The organism is Paenibacillus sp. FSL H7-0716 (assembly GCF_038002705.1).
Classification (GTDB): Bacteria; Bacillota; Bacilli; order Paenibacillales; family Paenibacillaceae; genus Paenibacillus_AQ; species Paenibacillus_AQ odorifer.
Genome location: NZ_JBBODA010000023.1, coordinates 69,810 through 87,227, shown reverse-complemented (window position 1 = coordinate 87,227; position 17,418 = coordinate 69,810). Strand labels below are relative to the sequence as shown.

At 44.9% G+C, this 17,418-nt stretch carries 15 protein-coding genes; all 15 read right to left on the bottom strand.

Features of this window, described 5'->3' with window-relative positions:
• Positions 1-77 precede the first annotated feature (77 nt).
• A complete protein-coding gene (locus tag MHH60_RS24095; protein WP_076135281.1) occupies positions 78-1,181 on the bottom strand; it encodes a PdaC/SigV domain-containing protein in 1,104 nt (367 codons plus the stop codon).
• Positions 1,182-1,307: 126 nt separating this feature from the next.
• Positions 1,308-2,063, bottom strand: coding sequence for an SIMPL domain-containing protein (locus MHH60_RS24090; RefSeq protein ID WP_076135279.1), 756 nt, complete (start codon positions 2,061-2,063; stop codon positions 1,308-1,310).
• Between the two features lie 158 nt (positions 2,064-2,221).
• The gene (locus tag MHH60_RS24085) at positions 2,222-2,491 is read right to left on the bottom strand and encodes an HPr family phosphocarrier protein (RefSeq protein WP_036687106.1); all 270 of its coding nucleotides are present in this window, start codon (positions 2,489-2,491) and stop codon (positions 2,222-2,224) included.
• Positions 2,492-2,588: 97 nt separating this feature from the next.
• The gene (gene whiA / locus MHH60_RS24080) at positions 2,589-3,518 is read right to left on the bottom strand and encodes a DNA-binding protein WhiA (protein WP_036687104.1); all 930 of its coding nucleotides are present in this window, start codon (positions 3,516-3,518) and stop codon (positions 2,589-2,591) included.
• A gap of 45 nt (positions 3,519-3,563) precedes the next feature.
• Entirely contained in the window at positions 3,564-4,511 is a 948-nt protein-coding gene (locus MHH60_RS24075) for a gluconeogenesis factor YvcK family protein (protein WP_169744815.1), read from the bottom strand.
• Between the two features lie 54 nt (positions 4,512-4,565).
• Positions 4,566-5,465, bottom strand: a complete 900-nt coding sequence (gene rapZ, locus MHH60_RS24070; protein ID WP_076126855.1) for an RNase adapter RapZ — start codon at positions 5,463-5,465, stop codon at positions 4,566-4,568.
• Between the two features lie 46 nt (positions 5,466-5,511).
• Positions 5,512-6,462: an ROK family glucokinase gene (locus MHH60_RS24065; RefSeq protein WP_036687097.1), complete on the bottom strand. Its 951-nt coding sequence runs from the start codon at positions 6,460-6,462 to the stop codon at positions 5,512-5,514.
• 209 nt (positions 6,463-6,671) lie between these two features.
• Positions 6,672-7,931 (bottom strand): DUF438 domain-containing protein, encoded by a 1,260-nt coding sequence (locus MHH60_RS24060; RefSeq protein ID WP_076135277.1) that lies wholly within the window; start codon positions 7,929-7,931, stop codon positions 6,672-6,674.
• A 15-nt stretch (positions 7,932-7,946) separates the two neighbouring features.
• Positions 7,947-8,171, bottom strand: a complete 225-nt coding sequence (locus tag MHH60_RS24055) for a DUF1858 domain-containing protein (RefSeq protein ID WP_036687092.1) — start codon at positions 8,169-8,171, stop codon at positions 7,947-7,949.
• A 211-nt stretch (positions 8,172-8,382) separates the two neighbouring features.
• Positions 8,383-9,873 (bottom strand): UxaA family hydrolase, encoded by a 1,491-nt coding sequence (locus MHH60_RS24050; protein WP_076135438.1) that lies wholly within the window; start codon positions 9,871-9,873, stop codon positions 8,383-8,385.
• Positions 9,874-9,906: 33 nt separating this feature from the next.
• Positions 9,907-11,376 carry a tagaturonate reductase gene (locus tag MHH60_RS24045; protein WP_076135275.1) on the bottom strand — a complete coding sequence of 490 codons (1,470 nt, stop codon included), beginning with the start codon at positions 11,374-11,376 and terminating at the stop codon, positions 9,907-9,909.
• Between the two features lie 157 nt (positions 11,377-11,533).
• The gene (locus MHH60_RS24040) at positions 11,534-12,538 is read right to left on the bottom strand and encodes a LacI family DNA-binding transcriptional regulator (RefSeq protein WP_076135272.1); all 1,005 of its coding nucleotides are present in this window, start codon (positions 12,536-12,538) and stop codon (positions 11,534-11,536) included.
• Between the two features lie 57 nt (positions 12,539-12,595).
• Positions 12,596-14,023: a glucuronate isomerase gene (uxaC, locus tag MHH60_RS24035; protein WP_076135271.1), complete on the bottom strand. Its 1,428-nt coding sequence runs from the start codon at positions 14,021-14,023 to the stop codon at positions 12,596-12,598.
• A 352-nt stretch (positions 14,024-14,375) separates the two neighbouring features.
• Complete coding sequence (gene trxB / locus MHH60_RS24030) at positions 14,376-15,329, bottom strand: thioredoxin-disulfide reductase (RefSeq protein ID WP_076135270.1); 954 nt, start codon at positions 15,327-15,329, stop codon at positions 14,376-14,378.
• A 151-nt stretch (positions 15,330-15,480) separates the two neighbouring features.
• Complete coding sequence (locus MHH60_RS24025; protein WP_076135268.1) at positions 15,481-17,220, bottom strand: tetratricopeptide repeat protein; 1,740 nt, start codon at positions 17,218-17,220, stop codon at positions 15,481-15,483.
• Positions 17,221-17,418: the final 198 nt, after the last annotated feature.

Sequence of the window (17,418 nt, the reverse complement as noted above, 5' to 3'; positions counted from 1 at the left end):
TAGCATATGAACAAGAGACAACTCTGGTAAGGGGGAGATGTCTTGTGCCGACATTTGCGGAGATGAAGAATCTCCATTTATTTCATGCCAGCAAACGGGCTACTGCCATCCGGCAAAAGCTCTTTGAAACTAAAAGTATACTCAGGGAAGCCTGCAGCATAAGCTGTGTACTCATATAATTGGAAGAACAGAACAACCTTGTCGTCCTTCAGATAGAAATATTTCTCCGTATTTAATCCGTTGAATCCTCCCAAATAACTAGCCTCTGCCTTCAGCAGCTTGCTCAGCTTAGCATTCAGCTGTTTTTTGTAGTTTGGATTAGCTCCAAACAGGTCGCCCAACAATAGACGTTTACCATCCTTAAGCGAGAAGGTGAATGCCTCCCGGTTAGTCATTCCATGAGCGCCGCCCGTATCACTATACTGATGCATCACTATGCTGATCACACCATTTTGATTGTAGGTCACTACATAACCTGAATCATAGGTGTATTTGGGCTCTGCTCCATCTCGATCGGAGATATCCTGTTCTGCACCCGCCGCGAATTTCATAACACTTTCCTTCAAAGTATTATTAATAGCTTGTTGGGCACTGGAGTTGCCCAATCCACTGATCTTCGGGTAATCAAGCTGAATAAAAGCTTCTGCCCGATCTTTAGCATAAGTTTCCGTGGTTACCGTCAGCGCGTTCTGCGGTCTGTTCACCACATTCAGCCTACTAGCGGCCCGACTCCAATCTACCTTATAACCCATATAATCATTTAACAATCCTGATGGAACATAGAGGCGACTATTAATTAACTTCCCTTCATACTCTCGAATGAAATAGTTATTCACCCACACAGAAGTACCGTAACTGGATAATATCAACTTCGCCTTGGCCGATCCTTTTCCAATCATGTACGCATTTTCCTTCTTATTATACGCAAGCGGTAATCCCAACACATCTCGCATAAAAGTTATGGGAATCCAGGCCTGTCCTTCCTTCAGAATACCTTCCTGTAACGAATTTATCCCGTTTGCCTTTAAAACGATACGCGAATCAATAGCTTTATTCTCCGTTTTACTTGCTGCTGCATAACCCGTTTCGCTGGGCAGCAGACCTCCGCCAAACAATAAACCTGCTGACATCACCCCTATGCCCCATTTGCGTACTGATTCTTTTGAAATAATATTCATCATCTTATTTTTCCTCTCCTTTCCAATTTATTAAACAGAATCGTAGAGAACTTACACAAAAAAAGAGGCGCCCCCCACTATTACTAGTGGAAGATCACCTCTCCTCTCTGTATTCACCTTGTTCTGATACTATTTCAATTCATACATTACGCTTAGCTGAGTTGTAACTTTAACTACACCAGGTTGCACGGATGTGCTTGCACCAGCATCTGCTGCAGCCATATTCATTTTTAGATTCTGTTCAAAATAAACCGGAGTGATATCGCCATCATTTTGGCTGACCGTGATCACTTGACCCAAGCTGCGTTTAGCTGCCTTAGCAATAGCCCCTGCTTTAACATCTGCATTCGCCATCGCCTTTTCAATCACCTGAGCTTCAAATGCAGAAGTATCTTCCACAGAAAAACGTGCATTTCCGATATTATTCGCCCCTGCCGCAGATGCAGCGTCCAGCAATTCACCAACCTTAGTCAGATCTCTATAAGACACTAACAGCGTATGATTGGCGTTGTATCCCTTCACTTGCTGTCCTTCTTTTTCGCTGTAACTATAATTGGGTTGCACATAAAACTGCGTGCTTTGAATATCTTTATCTGCAATTTTCCAAGTATTCTTCAGTAAAGCCATAATCTTCTGAATTTTAGCGGCATTGGTCTTCTGCGCTTCTTGCGCAGTTGTGGCCGTAGTATCCACACCGATGGTCAAGTATACGATATCCGGCTTGAGGGACAATTCGCCTTTACCTACTACACTAACAACATTTTTCTGCACTTCATCTGCGTAAGCCTTTGCAGGACCTTGGAAAACACCACTCATGCCGATCCCTCCAATTAACAAACTCCCTACGATCATCACTGAACCAATTTTCTTCAATAAACCTTTCATATTTGCCAGCCCCTTTCATTTCTTGTGATTTGTTATTATCCTCTAGACGAGTCATTTTGGTAAATGTTGCACGTTCTCCATCTATTTTTTGGTATTAAAAAAAGCCCCGAAGGGCTTTTGGTCATGCGATAAATAAAGTCTTCCTAGCAGTCTTCCTATTATTGGTTCTCAAGCTCTTCTTTGCTGACCAGACTTGTCAAAGCGTTTACAGCTTGATCGGCATCCGCACCGTCCGCGCTAATGTAAATCTCCGTGCCGGAACTGATAGCGAGGCTCATAATCCCCATAATACTTTTAGCATTTACTTTTTTATCATCTTTTTCCACGAAAATCTCCGACGAAAACTTGTTAGCTTCTTGCACAAACAATGCTGCCGGTCGGGCATGAAGCCCTGTCTTCAACCGAACAACTACCGGGTGCTTTGTCATGAAACGCTTACCCCCTAATTGAGTTCTCCCCAAAAGTTTCACATTAATTTTATATTATTATATCATTATAACGTAAACCACACTAGAAAAAAAGTAATTAGCCGCCTCGAACCTTGTCCGCCAGCTCATCAATCTTACGAAGCCGATGATTTACTCCCGACTTACTGACTGTACCTTTGAGCATTTCACCAACCTCCTTGAGGTTGATATCGGGATGCGCCATTCGAATTTCTGCTACTTCACGCAGTTTATCCGGCAAATTCTCCAGTCCCATTTCTCGCTGCAACAGCTTGATATTCTCAATCTGCCGCACCGCAGCACTTATTGTTTTGTTGAGATTTGCGGTCTCGCAGTTCACGATCCGATTCACGGAATTACGCATATCCCGCATAATTCTTACATCCTCAAATTTGAACAACGCCTGATGCGCTCCAATCAAACTTAAGAATTCAATAATCTTCTCGCCTTCTTTAATGTAAAGAATGAACCCTTTTTTACGTTCAATACAGCGTGCATTTAAGTGGAATTCCCCAGCCAGATCCACTAATGCTTTACAATGTTCCTCATACATCGAGGAAATCTCCAAATGGTAGGAGGAGCCTTCCGGATTATTAACCGATCCGCCAGCCAGAAAGGCACCGCGCAAATAAGCACGCTTGCAGCAGTTATTCCCAACAATCTCATCATCAATACCATCGGTAAAAATAAATCCTTCCGACACAATTCTAAGATCCTTTAGGATCTCTTGTACACGGTTTGGGATTCTGACGATATAGACGTTATTTTTCTTCAAACGCATTTTTTTACGCACGAGTAGCTCAATATGGACCTGGTAATATTTCTTAAGTAAAGAATATACCCGCCTTGCAATCGCGGCGTTCTCCGTCGAAATGTCGAGGATAACCTTTTTGCTTGAAAGCTGCACAGATCCATTCATACGGATAAGCGCTGACATTTCCGCCTTCTCGCAGCAGGGTTCACTCTCCACCATCGTCAGCTCTTTTTTGGTAAGGGCCGCAAAAGACAAGGGTCTCACCTCTTTCTTGATAAGTACTTCATTCTCATCTATAAGTTATACCCTAGGGTTTCTGTTTATCCAATCCTGCACAAGCTGATAAATGTGATGACTAAGCTTATCGGTATCATGTCTCAAATAAGTTCGGAATAAAACCAGTTTATCGGCTATAACCTTGTATCCATTGCCATCCAGCGCTTCTTTATCAAGCTGCACCGGGCGCGCGCCCTTCTCGGCGTACTTCGTCTGGACCTGTTCCGGAATCTCACCGTCATTAACAATAACATAATCGAATAAATCGATCCCGATATGATCATATACAGCTTGAAGATGATCGCTGACGGTATAGTTATCCGTTTCACCCGGCTGAGTCATTACGTTGCAGACGAAAATTTTGATAGCATTCGAAGATACAACCGCTTCTGCCAGTTTCGGAACAAGCAGGTTGGGAAGAATGCTCGTATACAGACTGCCAGGACCCAGCAGGATCGCATCTGCGTTCCGAATCGCCTCAAGCGCTTCGGGCAATGGTTCTACATCTGGCGGCTCCAAGGACACTCGTCTGATGATCCCGCCAGCTTCAGGGATTTTGGACTCCCCCGTGATAATCGTGCCGTCCGACATTTCTGCATGCAGGATTACAGCTTCACCGGCCGCAGGCAATACCCGTCCGCGAACAGCGAATAATCGACTTAGCTCCCGTACAGCCGTAACGAAATCGCCGGATATATCCGTGAGCGCAGCAAGAATCAAGTTGCCGAGACTATGACCAGCTAGTCCCTCACCCGTGTTGAAACGGTATCTCATAATCTCTGCCATGAGCGGCTCAACATCAGCCATAGCTGTCAATACGTTGCGGATGTCCCCAGGAGGAGGCATTTGCAGCTCACTGCGTAAAATACCAGAGCTTCCCCCATCATCGGCAACGGTAACAATAGCAGTAATATCTAATGGCTTCTCTTTTAAACCACGAAGCATGACAGATAACCCCGTGCCACCGCCCATAACGACGATACGTGGACGCTGTCTTTGTTCTTCAGCCACTATGACCCCTTCTCTCTAGTGCCGATCACGCTCGGAATCCCGATGACTAACGGTTACGGATTCCGTCTCGCTAACGCCCAGCATTTTACCCAAATACTCGGATATGGCTACGGAACGGTGTTTACCTCCCGTACAGCCAATGCCAATGATAATCTGGGACTTACCTTCCTTACGATATTGCGGAATTAGAAAATGAAGCATATCGAGCAGTTTGGTCAGGAACACCTGTGTTTCAGGCCACTTCATTACATAATCGTAGACTTCACTGTCCTGGCCGGTTTTAGGCCGCAGATGGTCCACATAATGTGGGTTAGGCAAGAAGCGGACATCAAAGACAAGATCTGCATCAATAGGGATACCGTACTTAAATCCGAAGGATGTAATATTGACGGAAAGCGTACTTTTTCCTAGATGCGAAAACCGTGAAACGATCTTCTCCTTAAGCTGCACAGGCTTCATACTGCTGGTATCTAAACATAACGTAGCTGAATTTTTCAATTCTTCAAGCATCTTACGTTCTAGCTTGATACCATCAAGCGGCAGCCCCTTAGGTGCTAATGGATGATGACGTCGACTTTCCTTGTAACGCTGAACAAGTACTGAATCTGTAGCATCCAAAAACAAGATCTCACAGCCAATGGTTGACTCATCCTTGATATAGGCAAGAGACTCAGACAAAGCAGTGAAGAATTCTCGACCACGCAGGTCAATTACAAGGGCTACCTTGGCAATCTTACCCTTCGACTGTTCAATTAGCTCTGCGAACTTGGGAATCAGCACCGGTGGTAAATTATCGACACAGAAGAACCCTAGGTCTTCCAGACTCTGTACAGCAATTGTCTTCCCCGCACCTGACATTCCCGTAATAATAATCAGGGTGGCTCCAGCCGTTGGGGTATTGTCCAATTCGGTCATAAAAGCGTCCCCTCCCTAGATTTAGTATATGAATACTTCCCGTCTTTTAAGAACGCAGCAAAAGGCCGGCAGCCCCAACAATACCTGCGTCATTGCCAAGCTCAGCTGGAATAATCGAAACACCAGTTTGAAGCGGAGCCGGTGTCAATTTCGCAAACACACGACGAACCTCATCAAATAGAATATCTCCAGCCTTAGACACGCCGCCGCCAACGATAAATACTTCAGGGTTAAGCACAGCCGCAACAGAAGCCATGGATTTACCCAGATAGTACGCTGCACGATTTACTATACGGATAGCTACTTCATCGCCAGCCTTAGCCGCATCAAAGACTTCTTTCGCAGCAATCTTCTCTACCATAGAGAGGGAAGTACGATCGCCACGAGCTACTGCATCATTAGCCATGCGGATAATACCTGTAGCGGAGGAAACGGTTTCCAGACAGCCCATGTTGCCACAGCCGCATTGAATAGCTTCCAGATCCGGCACTACTGTGATATGACCAAGCTCACCAGCTAATCCCGCAAAGCCTTGATAAATCTTTCCATTAATAATAATTCCGCCACCGACACCTGTTCCAAGCGTATAGCAGACACAGTTATCAACACCACGTCCCGCACCACTCCAAGCTTCGCCCAGTGCAGCCACGTTCGCATCATTGTCTATTTTGACAGGCTTGTTCCAACGATCTTCCAAAATGGAACGGATCGGCACATCTCTAAATCCTATGTTAGGCGCAAGGATGATGATTCCTTCACGAATATTTGTGAACCCGGCTACACCCGCTCCTACACCTGCAAGCTGATCCCAAGAGTACGGGGAATCCTCCACAATTTGGCGTACATACTTCTCGATATTATCGATAACAGTATCGACACCCTCTGCAGTTCCTGTAGGTCCCTCATAAGTATGAAGAAGAGTACCTTCAGCATTACAGATTCCAACCTTAATTGCAGTTCCACCCAAATCCACGCCAACGTAGATATTCTCAGACATGTAACAAGCCACCTTTTTTTATACTAAAATAGTTAATCCTAAGTACCAACTATAATAGAAGCCCTCTCTGTGGTCAAGGAAAGACAACACACCCGGGAATTCCTTATTTTAAGAGTATACTCTATTATATTCTAAAAAGACCCCCTTACACCTAAGTAAGAGAGTCTTGTACCTATATTATTATCTGGAAAATAACCCAACGTACCGATTTATTCTGATAAAATGCGCTTTTGACCCTCTAATGCTCGGATTGGAGCGATATTCTGTGTGAACTCTAGCGTGCCCATATAATGGCCTGACTCGTCTCGTACAGCGAAGTAACGGATGTAGATAAACTTATCCTTGATATTAATCCAGAAGTCTTCAGCATCCTTACGACCTGCCTTAAAGTCTTCCAGAAGCTTCTCTACCACATGAACACTTTGCGGGGGATGACAGTTCTGTACTGTACGGCCGATAACGGCTTTAGTTCGGGCAAAGATACGTTCCTTCCCATGTGAAAAATATCGAACAACATCATTCTCATCAATGAAGGTTAGATCTACAGGCAGATGGTTGAGTACGGTCTCCAGTTGATGCAGTGACAACAACCCTGTCTCAAAACGGATGAACCCGCCTTGCGGCGTAGCTCCTTCTGTTTCTTCCAGCACTGCGCCGTCCGGCTCAGCGGCCCGCTCAGGGATCCACTCCTGCTCCGGTGCGATTAGGCAGAACCCGATCTCATCGCTCTCCCGGGCGATTTTGACCCATTCATCTTCCGTCAATTTGTCTAGGGCCATGGGCAATAGAATATTTTCTTCCTTAAAGATCATTTCATTAACTTCCTTGATGATCTCCTCAAGCTGAATACCTATTTCTGCTGCGTTTCCGCTATAAGTGCTGAGCGCTGCTTTTGCCTCTTTAATCATACGGCGGATATTATCATCCACTCCCCACATTACCTTGGTTGGGCCATAAATGCCGTACTTTTCGAGGTATGGGAACAGCAGATTTTCTTTTCGGCTATAGTGTTTATCAAGATCCAGCAGCAAGCTAAGATCCTCCAACAATTTGAAGATCAGTTCCTCACTATCATTCTTTTGAAACTTTGTTGCGTGCAGATCCATGCGGAAGTTAACAAGTTTTTCGATCTCACGATTCTCCAATTTGAAGGTGTGTACTGGATGGCCTGGCTGCTCCTCGGGCTTAGACGAGCGATGAATCTGCTCAATAGAGCCTTTAAAGATGGCTGTATGCACCGAACAAAGACGTTGGACCTCGGATACCGGAATTCCTTCTTCGGTCATTAATGAATGCTCCATCGCGGAAATCTCCGCTACAGTAACATCACCCACAGCTTCGGCGAACCACGCCTTAACCTCTTCTACACTTTTGCCTGCATGCAGTTCTTTAATAATCTCCTTAAGCATAGCTTGGCGACGAGTCTGTTCCGGCACATCAACTTCACGGTTGTTAATTAGTTCGCTCATATTAACACTCCTTTATTAAATAATCTCGAAACCATGACGTTCAAAAGTTAGCTTCACGTGCTCGAGATCCATTTTTTTCAGCTTAATTCCTTTGGATAAGGTCATGAAACGGCCAGCGGTCTGCAGCATACCAGGCTTGGCAATATCCTTAAAGCCCAGCTCTACCATAATCTCGATGACCTCCGGATGTCGTGATACCATCTCGAATATAGATTCATCCAAACTCAGCACTTTTTCCATTTGACTCTTCTCCTTCATGTGAGAACTATTCTCAATAAAAGATTAGCACAGGCCGTAAAGGACCATTGTGATTGCAATCACTAATTCGAAAGAAAGCAATTATCGTTCTTTTAAAGACGAATTATGTATGCTGTGAACCTAAAAAAACTGTCCCCTACGCTTAAAAAGCATAAGAGACAGCCTGATCTGTCATTAATTAACTATTTATTTATTATAGCGTTACTCCTGTTTTGAATATGGAGATCTCACGGAAATTATTCTTTTCATTATTAACCCATTCACCGCTGGCCACCGCAATAATATAGTTTATGAAGCTGCGCAAGACCTCATCTGGCGAACCATCTTCCACCAACACACCTGCATTAAAATCGATCCAATGACGTTTGCCTTCATACAATGGGGTATTGGTAGACACCTTCATCGTTGGCACGAATGTACCAAATGGTGTTCCCCGTCCAGTCGTAAAGATCACCAATTGACAGCCAGCAGCAGCCAGTGCAGAGGAAGCCACAAGATCATTGCCAGGCGCGTTAAGGAGATTTAAGCCTTTGTTAGTGATAAGCTCTCCATACTTGAGTACATCCATCACTGTAGCATTCCCGGATTTTTGAGTACAACCCAATGATTTATCCTCAAGCGTAGTAATTCCTCCGGCTTTATTCCCTGGAGAAGGATTTTCATATACCGGCTGTTTATAGTCCATAAAATACTGCTTAAAGTCATTAATGAGATCGACAATTTTGTGGAAAATAGTTTTGTCCGCAGCACGTTCCATTAGAATTTTTTCGGCACCAAACATTTCAGGCACTTCAGTCAGTACAGTGGTCCCGCCTTGAGCAGCCATATAATCAGACAGACGTCCAAGGAGCGGGTTGGCAGTAATACCGGATAACCCGTCGGAGCCTCCACATTTCAGACCGATTTTCAGCTCAGAGAGTGATACCTCTTCCCGTTGATCGCCTTGGACATTATTATAGATTTCCTTCAGCAGCTTCACGCCTTCTTCAATCTCATTCCCAACCTCCTGGGAGACAAGGAAACGCACACGATCCTCATCATAACTGCCAAGCATATCTTTAAAAATATGCAAATTGTTATTCTCACAGCCCAATCCGAGCACAAGCACGCCGCCCGCATTCGGGTGTTTAACCGCGTTAGCAAGTATCGTACGTGTATTGTCATGATCATCGCCCAGCTGGGAGCAACCGTAGTTATGCTTAAGCACGAGCACGTTATCGAAAGGTGCGATATCCCCAACCTCTGCTTTGAAAATATTGATAATCTGCTCCGCCACTCCATTCACACAACCAACAGTAGGGACGATCCAGAGCTCATTGCGGATACCTACAGATCCATCAAAGCGGCGATACCCCTTAAAGGTCAAATTCTCCGCTGCAAAAGGATTCGGCGTCAGCTTCTGCTCAAAGGTATATTCCTCTACCCCTGTTAGGTTTGTCTTAGTGTTATGGGTATGCACCCACTGCCCCGGCGCGATAGACGCTATAGCATGACCAATGGGGTAACCATATTTCAATACGTTTTCACCTTCGCTAATGCTGGATAGTGCAATTTTATGGCCTCTAGCGATATCTTCAGTAATTTTAATCTCTTTTGAACCAATCACAATGGTGTCGCCTGCTTTATAGTCTTTAAGTGCAACAGCGACATTATCAGCCTCATTAATCTGCAATACTTCTTTCATCGTCTTGATCATATCATTGTCACCTCCAGGGTATTAGTTGTGTGCCGGTCTCTTCACGAACGCTTTTAAGGCTTGCTTCATGCCATTTTTCTCAATCGCAATCAGCCCTGCTGTCACCTTGTCAGTAAGTCCAGCCACTTCATTCAGATCACAGCCCCAGCGATTGGTTGCGGCAAGTACTTCGACGGCCAGTGCGCGCAGCCCGGTGTCTGTGCCATCCCATCCTCCCCATAAGGAGGCGAACCATTCCAAAATATCCGCATCATCAGCCAGTTGAATGTTTTCTTCCCCTCTGCGTCCTCTATAGAAGGCAATTAATGCGCTCAATGAGAAGACAAGCTTTTCAGGCAATTGTCCTTTGGCCTCTACATATTGCAGTAAAGAAGGCAGATCTCTTGTCTTAAACTTCGATATAGAGTTAAGGGAAATGCTCATCAAGTAATGCTGCACATAAGGGTTCAGGAATCTTTCTAATACCGCGTCTGCAAAAGAATTCAATTCTTCTGCCGGCAGATCCAGCGTTGGAATAATTTCATCATAGATTAAAGACTTCACGTACGCCCCAACCTCTTCGTGCTCAATAGCCTCAGCAACCGTATCAATCCCGTACAAATACGCTACTGGTGTCATAGCTGTATGAGCTCCGTTTAAAATTCTCACTTTTCGAGTGCGATAAGGGGCCATATCATCCACCACCAGCACATTAAGACCTGCTAGTTCAGCCGGGAACTCCTTTTTAATCCACTGCGGTCCTTCAATCACCCAAAGATGGAATTGCTCGCCGACAACGACCAGCTTATCCTCATAACCCAACTCTTCTGTAATCTCGGCAATGCTGTCTCTTGGATAACCGGGAACAATGCGGTCCACCAGACTGCAGCAGAAGGTATTTGCTTCATTCAACCAGTTCACAAAATCTTCTCCAAGATTCCACAGCTCAGCATATTTCAAAATAACCTTTTTGAGCTCATCACCATTCCGGTCAATCAGCTCGCATGGAATGATGATAAAACCTTTAGAAACATCCCCATTAAAAGTTTGATAACGTTTGTATAATAAGGCCGTCAGCTTGCCTGGGAAACTACTCTGCGGCGTATCGGTTAACTTGTCGCCGGCTTCAAAAGCAATTCCCGCTTCAGTAGTATTAGACAAGATAAAGCGCAGCTCCGGGTTCTCAGCCAGCTTCATATACTCCTCATGCTGTGAATAGGGATTTAGCGTCCGCGTAATACAATTAATTACCTCGTGCTCTTTTACAGCCACTCCGTCTTTAATGCCTTGCAGATAAAGGGTATACAGCCCATCCTGATCATTTAGCATTTCTGCCAGTCCGTTAGCCAACGGCTGTACAACAACCACTCCACCATTGAAATCCGTTTTTTGATTCATGGTATGAATCTGCCAATCTACAAAGGCGCGCATGAAATTGCCTTCGCCAAATTGTAGAACCTTCTCAGGATACTGCTTGTAAGCTGTCCAATTATCACTATTTAATCTTTTCATATTAACGCCTCCTAATAGTAAATGCACACGATAAACTTATTAAACAAACTATATAAAATCATATTTATATTACTAATTAATTAAATATATGCACACGTGAAAATTTTAGATAGCAACCCTTTACGAAGGTAAAGGATTAGGCTGCTATGCGCAGCCTCTACTTCTGCAACTTCCTGACTGATTCTCTGGCAATAAGCTCTGTCTCGATCGAGATCCGCCCGTCTTTTTCTGAGGGTTCCTTGACCAAACTTAACAGCTGGCGAGCGCCTTGCTCACTAATCTTCTCAATAGGACGTTTGACCGTGGTGAGTGAAGGATTGGCAAAAAGTGAAAACCCAATGTCGTCAAAACCAACAACAGAGATGTCATTTGGCACCTGCAGCCCTCGCTCAAACACGCCTTTCATAGCCCCGATCGCCATATCATCATTGGAACAAAATACAGCAGTCGGTGGTTTCTCGAGTTCCAGTAGCTTACCCATCGCCTCATATCCACTTTGCATATCATAACTACCACTTATCATGTAGTCATTACGAACAGGGATATTATGGTCAATCAAAGCTTTTATAAAGCCATCTCTGCGTTCTTGCGTGGATTTAAAGCCCTCCACACCTTCAATAATTGCAATGTCTTGATGCCCGTTTTCGATCAGGTATTTGCCTGCATTATAAGCACCTTCCCGGTCGTTCGAGATGATGTTGATAATGGAACGGTCATCAATTTCCCGGTTCAGCACAACGATTGGAATGCCTTGCTGGACAACATGGTAAATGAATTTATTATCAGCTTCACTCTGGCTCATTAGAATAATTCCATCAAAACGTTTGCGATGAATAGAGGAGTAATCCGCATAATCGTCGATCCCACGGATGAACAGATTGTACTCTACATCTATGACCCTATTTACACCACGAATCGTATCAGAGAAGAAACCAGAAGTTGTGCCGTTGGCAATGCTCGTGAAGAACAGACCAATGGTATAGGATCGCTGCATCACAAGGCTTTTGGCATTGTAATTAGGGACGTAACCCACTTGCGCAGCGATCTCGGCAATTTTTTTACGTGTGACCTCTTTAATTAGTGGACTATTGTTAAGTGCTCTCGATACAGTTGTATGCGATACATTCGCCAATTTGGCGATATCCTTGATTGTAGGTGCCATGGGTCAACCTTCCTTATCAAACGGGTTTGGCTCTTCCATGTAAGGATATCATAACGATTACCTAGTCACCAATGCCTGTTTCGAGAAATTAAAATAATGATCAGCGTTATTGTAACAGATGTTCTCAATCATACTGCCCAGTAAATCCATATCATCCGGGGCTTCTCCAGCTTCTACCCAAGAGCCTACTAGATCACACAAGATTCTTCTAAAGTACTCATGTCTGGTATACGATAAAAAGCTTCTGGAGTCTGTTAACATCCCAACAAATTGGCTAAGTACGCCTAGATTAGCAAGTGTCTTCATCTGTTCCAGCATGCCGTCTTTATTATCGTTGTACCACCATGCGGTTCCGAATTGAATTTTCCCTGGAATACCGCCGCCCTGGAAGCTGCCCATTAGACTGGCAATCACATGATTATCATTAGGGTTCAGTGAGTACAAAATGGTCTTAGGCAACGCATTCTCACGATCCAGCGCATCGAGCAGACCCGCCAAAGGCTTAGCAATCACGCCGTCATTGATGGAATCATAACCCGTGTCAGGTCCGAGACGTCCGAACATTACGCTGTTGTTATTCCGTAGCGCATGAATATGGAATTGCATCGCCCAATCCAGCTCGTTATACAATTTGCCGAGGAATACTAGCGTGAATCCTTTATATTTCTTTTCTTCACTCTCACTTACAGTGCCTTCATGAAGTGCTTTAGCGAATATAGCTGTAGCTTCCTCCAAGGTAGTAGGCTCAAACATTACCGCATCCAAAGCATGGTCAGATACACGGCCGGCTCTGGCATGAAAGAATCTCACTCTGCTCTCCAATGCTGCAAGAAACTGTCCATAATTCTCAACAGCCATTCCTGAAACTTCGCTTAGCTGAGCTACCCAAGGCTGGAAGGTAGGACGGTTGATTTCAAGCGCTTTATCTGGCCGGAATCCCGGCACAACGCTAGCATTGAATCCACTCAGATTACTGATTTTCTCATGATATTCCAGATTATCTACAGGATCATCGGTAGTACAAACCGTATTCACCTTCGATTTAATGATCAAATCTCTTGCTCCGTATCCTTCACTTTGTAGCTGTCTATTCACTTCATCCCAAATTTTTGGTGCGTTAGCTTCATTCAGCAATTCATATACACCGAAGAAACGTTGCAGCTCCAGATGCGTCCAATGGTATAGCGGATTCCCGATAATCATCGGAACCGTTCTAGCCCAAGCTAAAAATTTATCATAATCACTGGCATCGCCAGTAATAAATTTCTCTTCTATACCGTTAGCGCGCATCACTCTCCATTTATAATGGTCGCCATACAGCCAAGCTTCGGTGATATTGTTGAACGTTTTGTTCTCATAAATTTCTTTTGGACTGAGGTGGCAATGATAATCGATAATGGGCATGTCTTTCGCATGATTATGAAACAGCTTAATTGCGGTCTCGCTCGACAATAGGAAGTTCTCATCCATGAATTTTTTACTCATGAGGTTTGCTGCTCTCCTTTAAGTTCGAATGGGAGTTACACAAAGTTTAACGTGAACATTTATTCAATCGGTCGATTTCTTAATAAATATTTTAAACTTAAAATTACTGCCTATAATAGGATTTAATATAAAATGTTCACGTTAACATTATATCTTCATTGTAAACGTATTTTTAAAATGCGCAAGTCTTTTTATAAGGACATTGTTACAGTTATTTTAACTTCCGAGCGGTAATAAATAAACAACATATTTAATATTTGGACACGGCCCGCCATTATTGAAAAAAAGCAGGCTTCCTTTTAGAAAAAGGATAACCTGCTTATATGTCATCGGACTACGATTTCTCGCAAAATTAACTATCCAGTGTTTCGCTCCAGTCATGCACCATCGTGCCCTCTAGGTACTTCTCAGCATCCATTGCTGCCATACAGCCAGATCCCGCTGCGGAAATTGCCTGACGATAACGGGTATCCTGCACGTCGCCACAAGCGAATACGCCCGGGATGTTCGTTTCTGTCGTTCCAGGGTTGACCACAATATAGCCGTTGGTATCAGTCGTAATTTGCCCCCCTAAAAACCCGGTGTTCGGGGTGTGCCCGATCGCGACAAACACTCCGTCCGCTTCGATGAGTTCATCAATTCCCGTCTCATTGTTGCGCACCGTCAGCCCTTTAACGCCAGACTCGCCGGTTGTAACCTCAAGCGGTGTACGGTTAAGAGCCCACGATACCTTACTGTTATCCCGTGCGCGAGCCTGCATAATCTTCGAAGCTCTAAGCTCATCACGACGGTGAACCAATGTTACATTGGAAGCGAATCGGGTTAAAAAGCTGGCTTCCTCCATCGCTGAATCTCCACCACCGATGACAATAATCTTTTTGCCACGGAAGAAGAATCCGTCACAAGTAGCACAAGTGCTGACCCCACGGCCCACATTCTCCTGCTCCCCGGGGATTCCTAAATATCTGGCAGATGCGCCGGTTGAGATGATCACTGACTCCGCCTCTAATACTCCCAATCCATCTACAGTCACTTTAAATGGACGCTGTGAAAAATCAACTGAATCCACCCAACCATTCTTAAATTCAGCCCCAAAACGTTCAGCCTGCTTGCGCATATTGTCCATTAAATCCGGGCCTAGAATTCCTTCAGGAAAGCCTGGGAAGTTCTCGACTTCTGTTGTCGTTGTCAGTTGTCCACCTGGTTGCATACCTTCAATCACAAGTGGGTTTAGGTTGGCACGTGCCAAATAAATTGCAGCAGTAAGCCCGGCTGGGCCTGTTCCGATTACAATCGTTTTGTACATAACAGTGGCCTCCTCACAATAGGGTTTATTTAGAAGAAACGGGCCCTTTTTTGGCAAGCATAGCCGCCTTCGGTGCCCCTATAAGGAACATTAGCGTTTACGCAAGACATATAAAAAGGGCTCCGTTTCTACGAAATACTACATGATCGATTTAGATATTCTCGGTAAATGGCGGAAGACTGTCGCTCACATTTCCCTCGAAACTACATTCCTCATCTATGCGCCGAGCATAACGACTGACCATAGATACGGAAACATTGTAACGCTGAGCTACTTCACGGTAGGTGACCGGCAGGTTATGCGTTTTAGCAATTAGATATTCTAAGGCAGCACACCAGCCATTCGCATGACGGATAAACGGAACATCCGGATAAAGGCTGCTCAGAAATTGCTTCCAAAGTAATTCAGCATCTTTTTTGTGGATTGCATCATATCTTCGATCCATCATACTAAGGGTCTGATCGATAACTTTCTGCCAATCCTCTCTCCATTCCGGCAGTCCCTTCAGACGCGGGGAAGAGGTTTCTTTGACTTCCTGAAGCACATTCTCTTCAGGAACACTTCCAATCAGCCGCTGCAGACTAAGAAGTGCCGCTTCTTGCAGCTTTTCTTCCTGCAAGGGCTGCTGCTTCAGAAGTCCTTGCAGAATTTCGGACATCTCTTCATCTTCAATCCACCGCAGAGCTTCTGTAACCTGAAGCTTCGTATTGGCATCCCCGTAGCGGAGCGCCCAGAAGAAGGAAGAGCGAAGCAGCGGATTGTTCCGTACCTCTTCGGTAAAGCTGCCTTTGTTGTCCTTCCACAGCTTCAGCTGCTCCTGAAAAGGAAGCTGATAGTTGTAGCTGACCAGCGACAGCGTTTTGCCTTCCCCCTGTGCCTGCTGCAGCTGAGCTAGAAAAAATCTCGGCACAGCTGATTCCGGATCGAGCTTAGCCGCCTTTTGCCAGCAGCGCTGGGCTTCTGTATACAGGCCACTATTGCTGGCAGCAGCCGCACAATAATGATAGAGACTGGCGTCGCCACCGACCTCTTCATCCTTCAACAGACGTCTAAAATGGCCATAGGCGGTTCTATGGCGTCCCAGAATCCCCATGGTGGTGGCCATTTTGAACAAATGCTCCTGATGAAACGGAATAGTGGTCTCCAGAAGGCGTAACAATCCATCCAGTTGCCCGCGGTCGCCTTCATACTGAAGGAAGATCGCTAAGTTACAGAGTGCATGCAAATTCCCGGAGTCCTGCTCCAGCACCCGCATAATACATTCCTTAGCTTTGGTAAAACGACCCATGTAAAAATACGCTAGGGCTAGGTTGTTATGTGCCGCCAGGAAGTCAGGCGTATTGCTCACAATCTCTTCAAGCAAAGTGACGGCTTGTGTAAACTTGCCCTCCTCCAACAGTGCTCGGGCTCGCTCATGCTCTATTACACCTTCCCGGCTTCTAATCCGGATAAGTGGAGCAGGACGGTCCAGCTCATATTGCAGCAGCTCCATCAATTCTTCCGATTCGGCCAGAAATTCACCGTTCACATCTTCTTCGAGATAAGTGACGAGTGAGCGTTCTGCCTCCTCATAGCTTTCCATATTAGCGAAGTTGTTAGCCATATAGAAATAACATTCCGTCATTGCTGGATCAATATTCTCCAGTACATGGGTTAAAATGTCGTTAGACGCTTCATAATTGCCCATTTCTGATAATACGCCAGCCACGTTGCAATGATTGACCGGATTCTCCGGCTCGTACTCTACAGCTTTGCGAAAATTCTTTAATGCCTTATCATATTGAAAGCGATCCAAGGACCGAACGGCTCTTTCAAAGAAAAAATTGGCATTCAGAGTTACAGGAATCACATTATCATTCCCCAGTTCATACTCTGAAGTTCTCTCAATCATGGAAGCAAGGCACCTCCCTTATAAGAAGCTTCCTTATACTAACGAAAAATAGGAGGGCGGCGCCCTATGGGGTATGCCGGAGCTCCATCCTTAATCGCTATTCCGTTCCCTTATTGGGCGCGGGTATCTCCACACAGTATACCACATGTGACAGCGAGAATCTCAAGTTGAGAAAGACTCTACCACTCTGCTTACAAC

Excerpts from the sequence above, each read along its gene's own strand:
- MHH60_RS24025 (WP_076135268.1), bottom strand. The coding sequence starts at position 17,220 with ATGATTGAGAGAACTTCAGAGTATGAACTGGGGAATGATAATGTGATT.
- MHH60_RS24060 (WP_076135277.1), bottom strand. The coding sequence starts at position 7,931 with ATGAGCGAACTAATTAACAACCGTGAAGTTGATGTGCCGGAACAGACT.
- MHH60_RS24050 (WP_076135438.1), bottom strand. The coding sequence starts at position 9,873 with ATGAAAGAAGTATTGCAGATTAATGAGGCTGATAATGTCGCTGTTGCA.
- MHH60_RS24090 (WP_076135279.1), bottom strand. The coding sequence starts at position 2,063 with ATGAAAGGTTTATTGAAGAAAATTGGTTCAGTGATGATCGTAGGGAGT.
- MHH60_RS24040 (WP_076135272.1), bottom strand. The coding sequence starts at position 12,538 with ATGGCACCTACAATCAAGGATATCGCCAAATTGGCGAATGTATCGCAT.
- uxaC (WP_076135271.1), bottom strand. The coding sequence starts at position 14,023 with ATGAGTAAAAAATTCATGGATGAGAACTTCCTATTGTCGAGCGAGACC.
- MHH60_RS24085 (WP_036687106.1), bottom strand. The coding sequence starts at position 2,491 with ATGACAAAGCACCCGGTAGTTGTTCGGTTGAAGACAGGGCTTCATGCC.
- rapZ (WP_076126855.1), bottom strand. The coding sequence starts at position 5,465 with ATGACCGAATTGGACAATACCCCAACGGCTGGAGCCACCCTGATTATT.
- MHH60_RS24095 (WP_076135281.1), bottom strand. The coding sequence starts at position 1,181 with ATGATGAATATTATTTCAAAAGAATCAGTACGCAAATGGGGCATAGGG.
- MHH60_RS24065 (WP_036687097.1), bottom strand. The coding sequence starts at position 6,462 with ATGTCTGAGAATATCTACGTTGGCGTGGATTTGGGTGGAACTGCAATT.
- MHH60_RS24075 (WP_169744815.1), bottom strand. The coding sequence starts at position 4,511 with ATGGGCGGTGGCACGGGGTTATCTGTCATGCTTCGTGGTTTAAAAGAG.
- trxB (WP_076135270.1), bottom strand. The coding sequence starts at position 15,329 with ATGTACAAAACGATTGTAATCGGAACAGGCCCAGCCGGGCTTACTGCT.
- MHH60_RS24055 (WP_036687092.1), bottom strand. The coding sequence starts at position 8,171 with ATGGAAAAAGTGCTGAGTTTGGATGAATCTATATTCGAGATGGTATCA.
- MHH60_RS24045 (WP_076135275.1), bottom strand. The coding sequence starts at position 11,376 with ATGAAAAGATTAAATAGTGATAATTGGACAGCTTACAAGCAGTATCCT.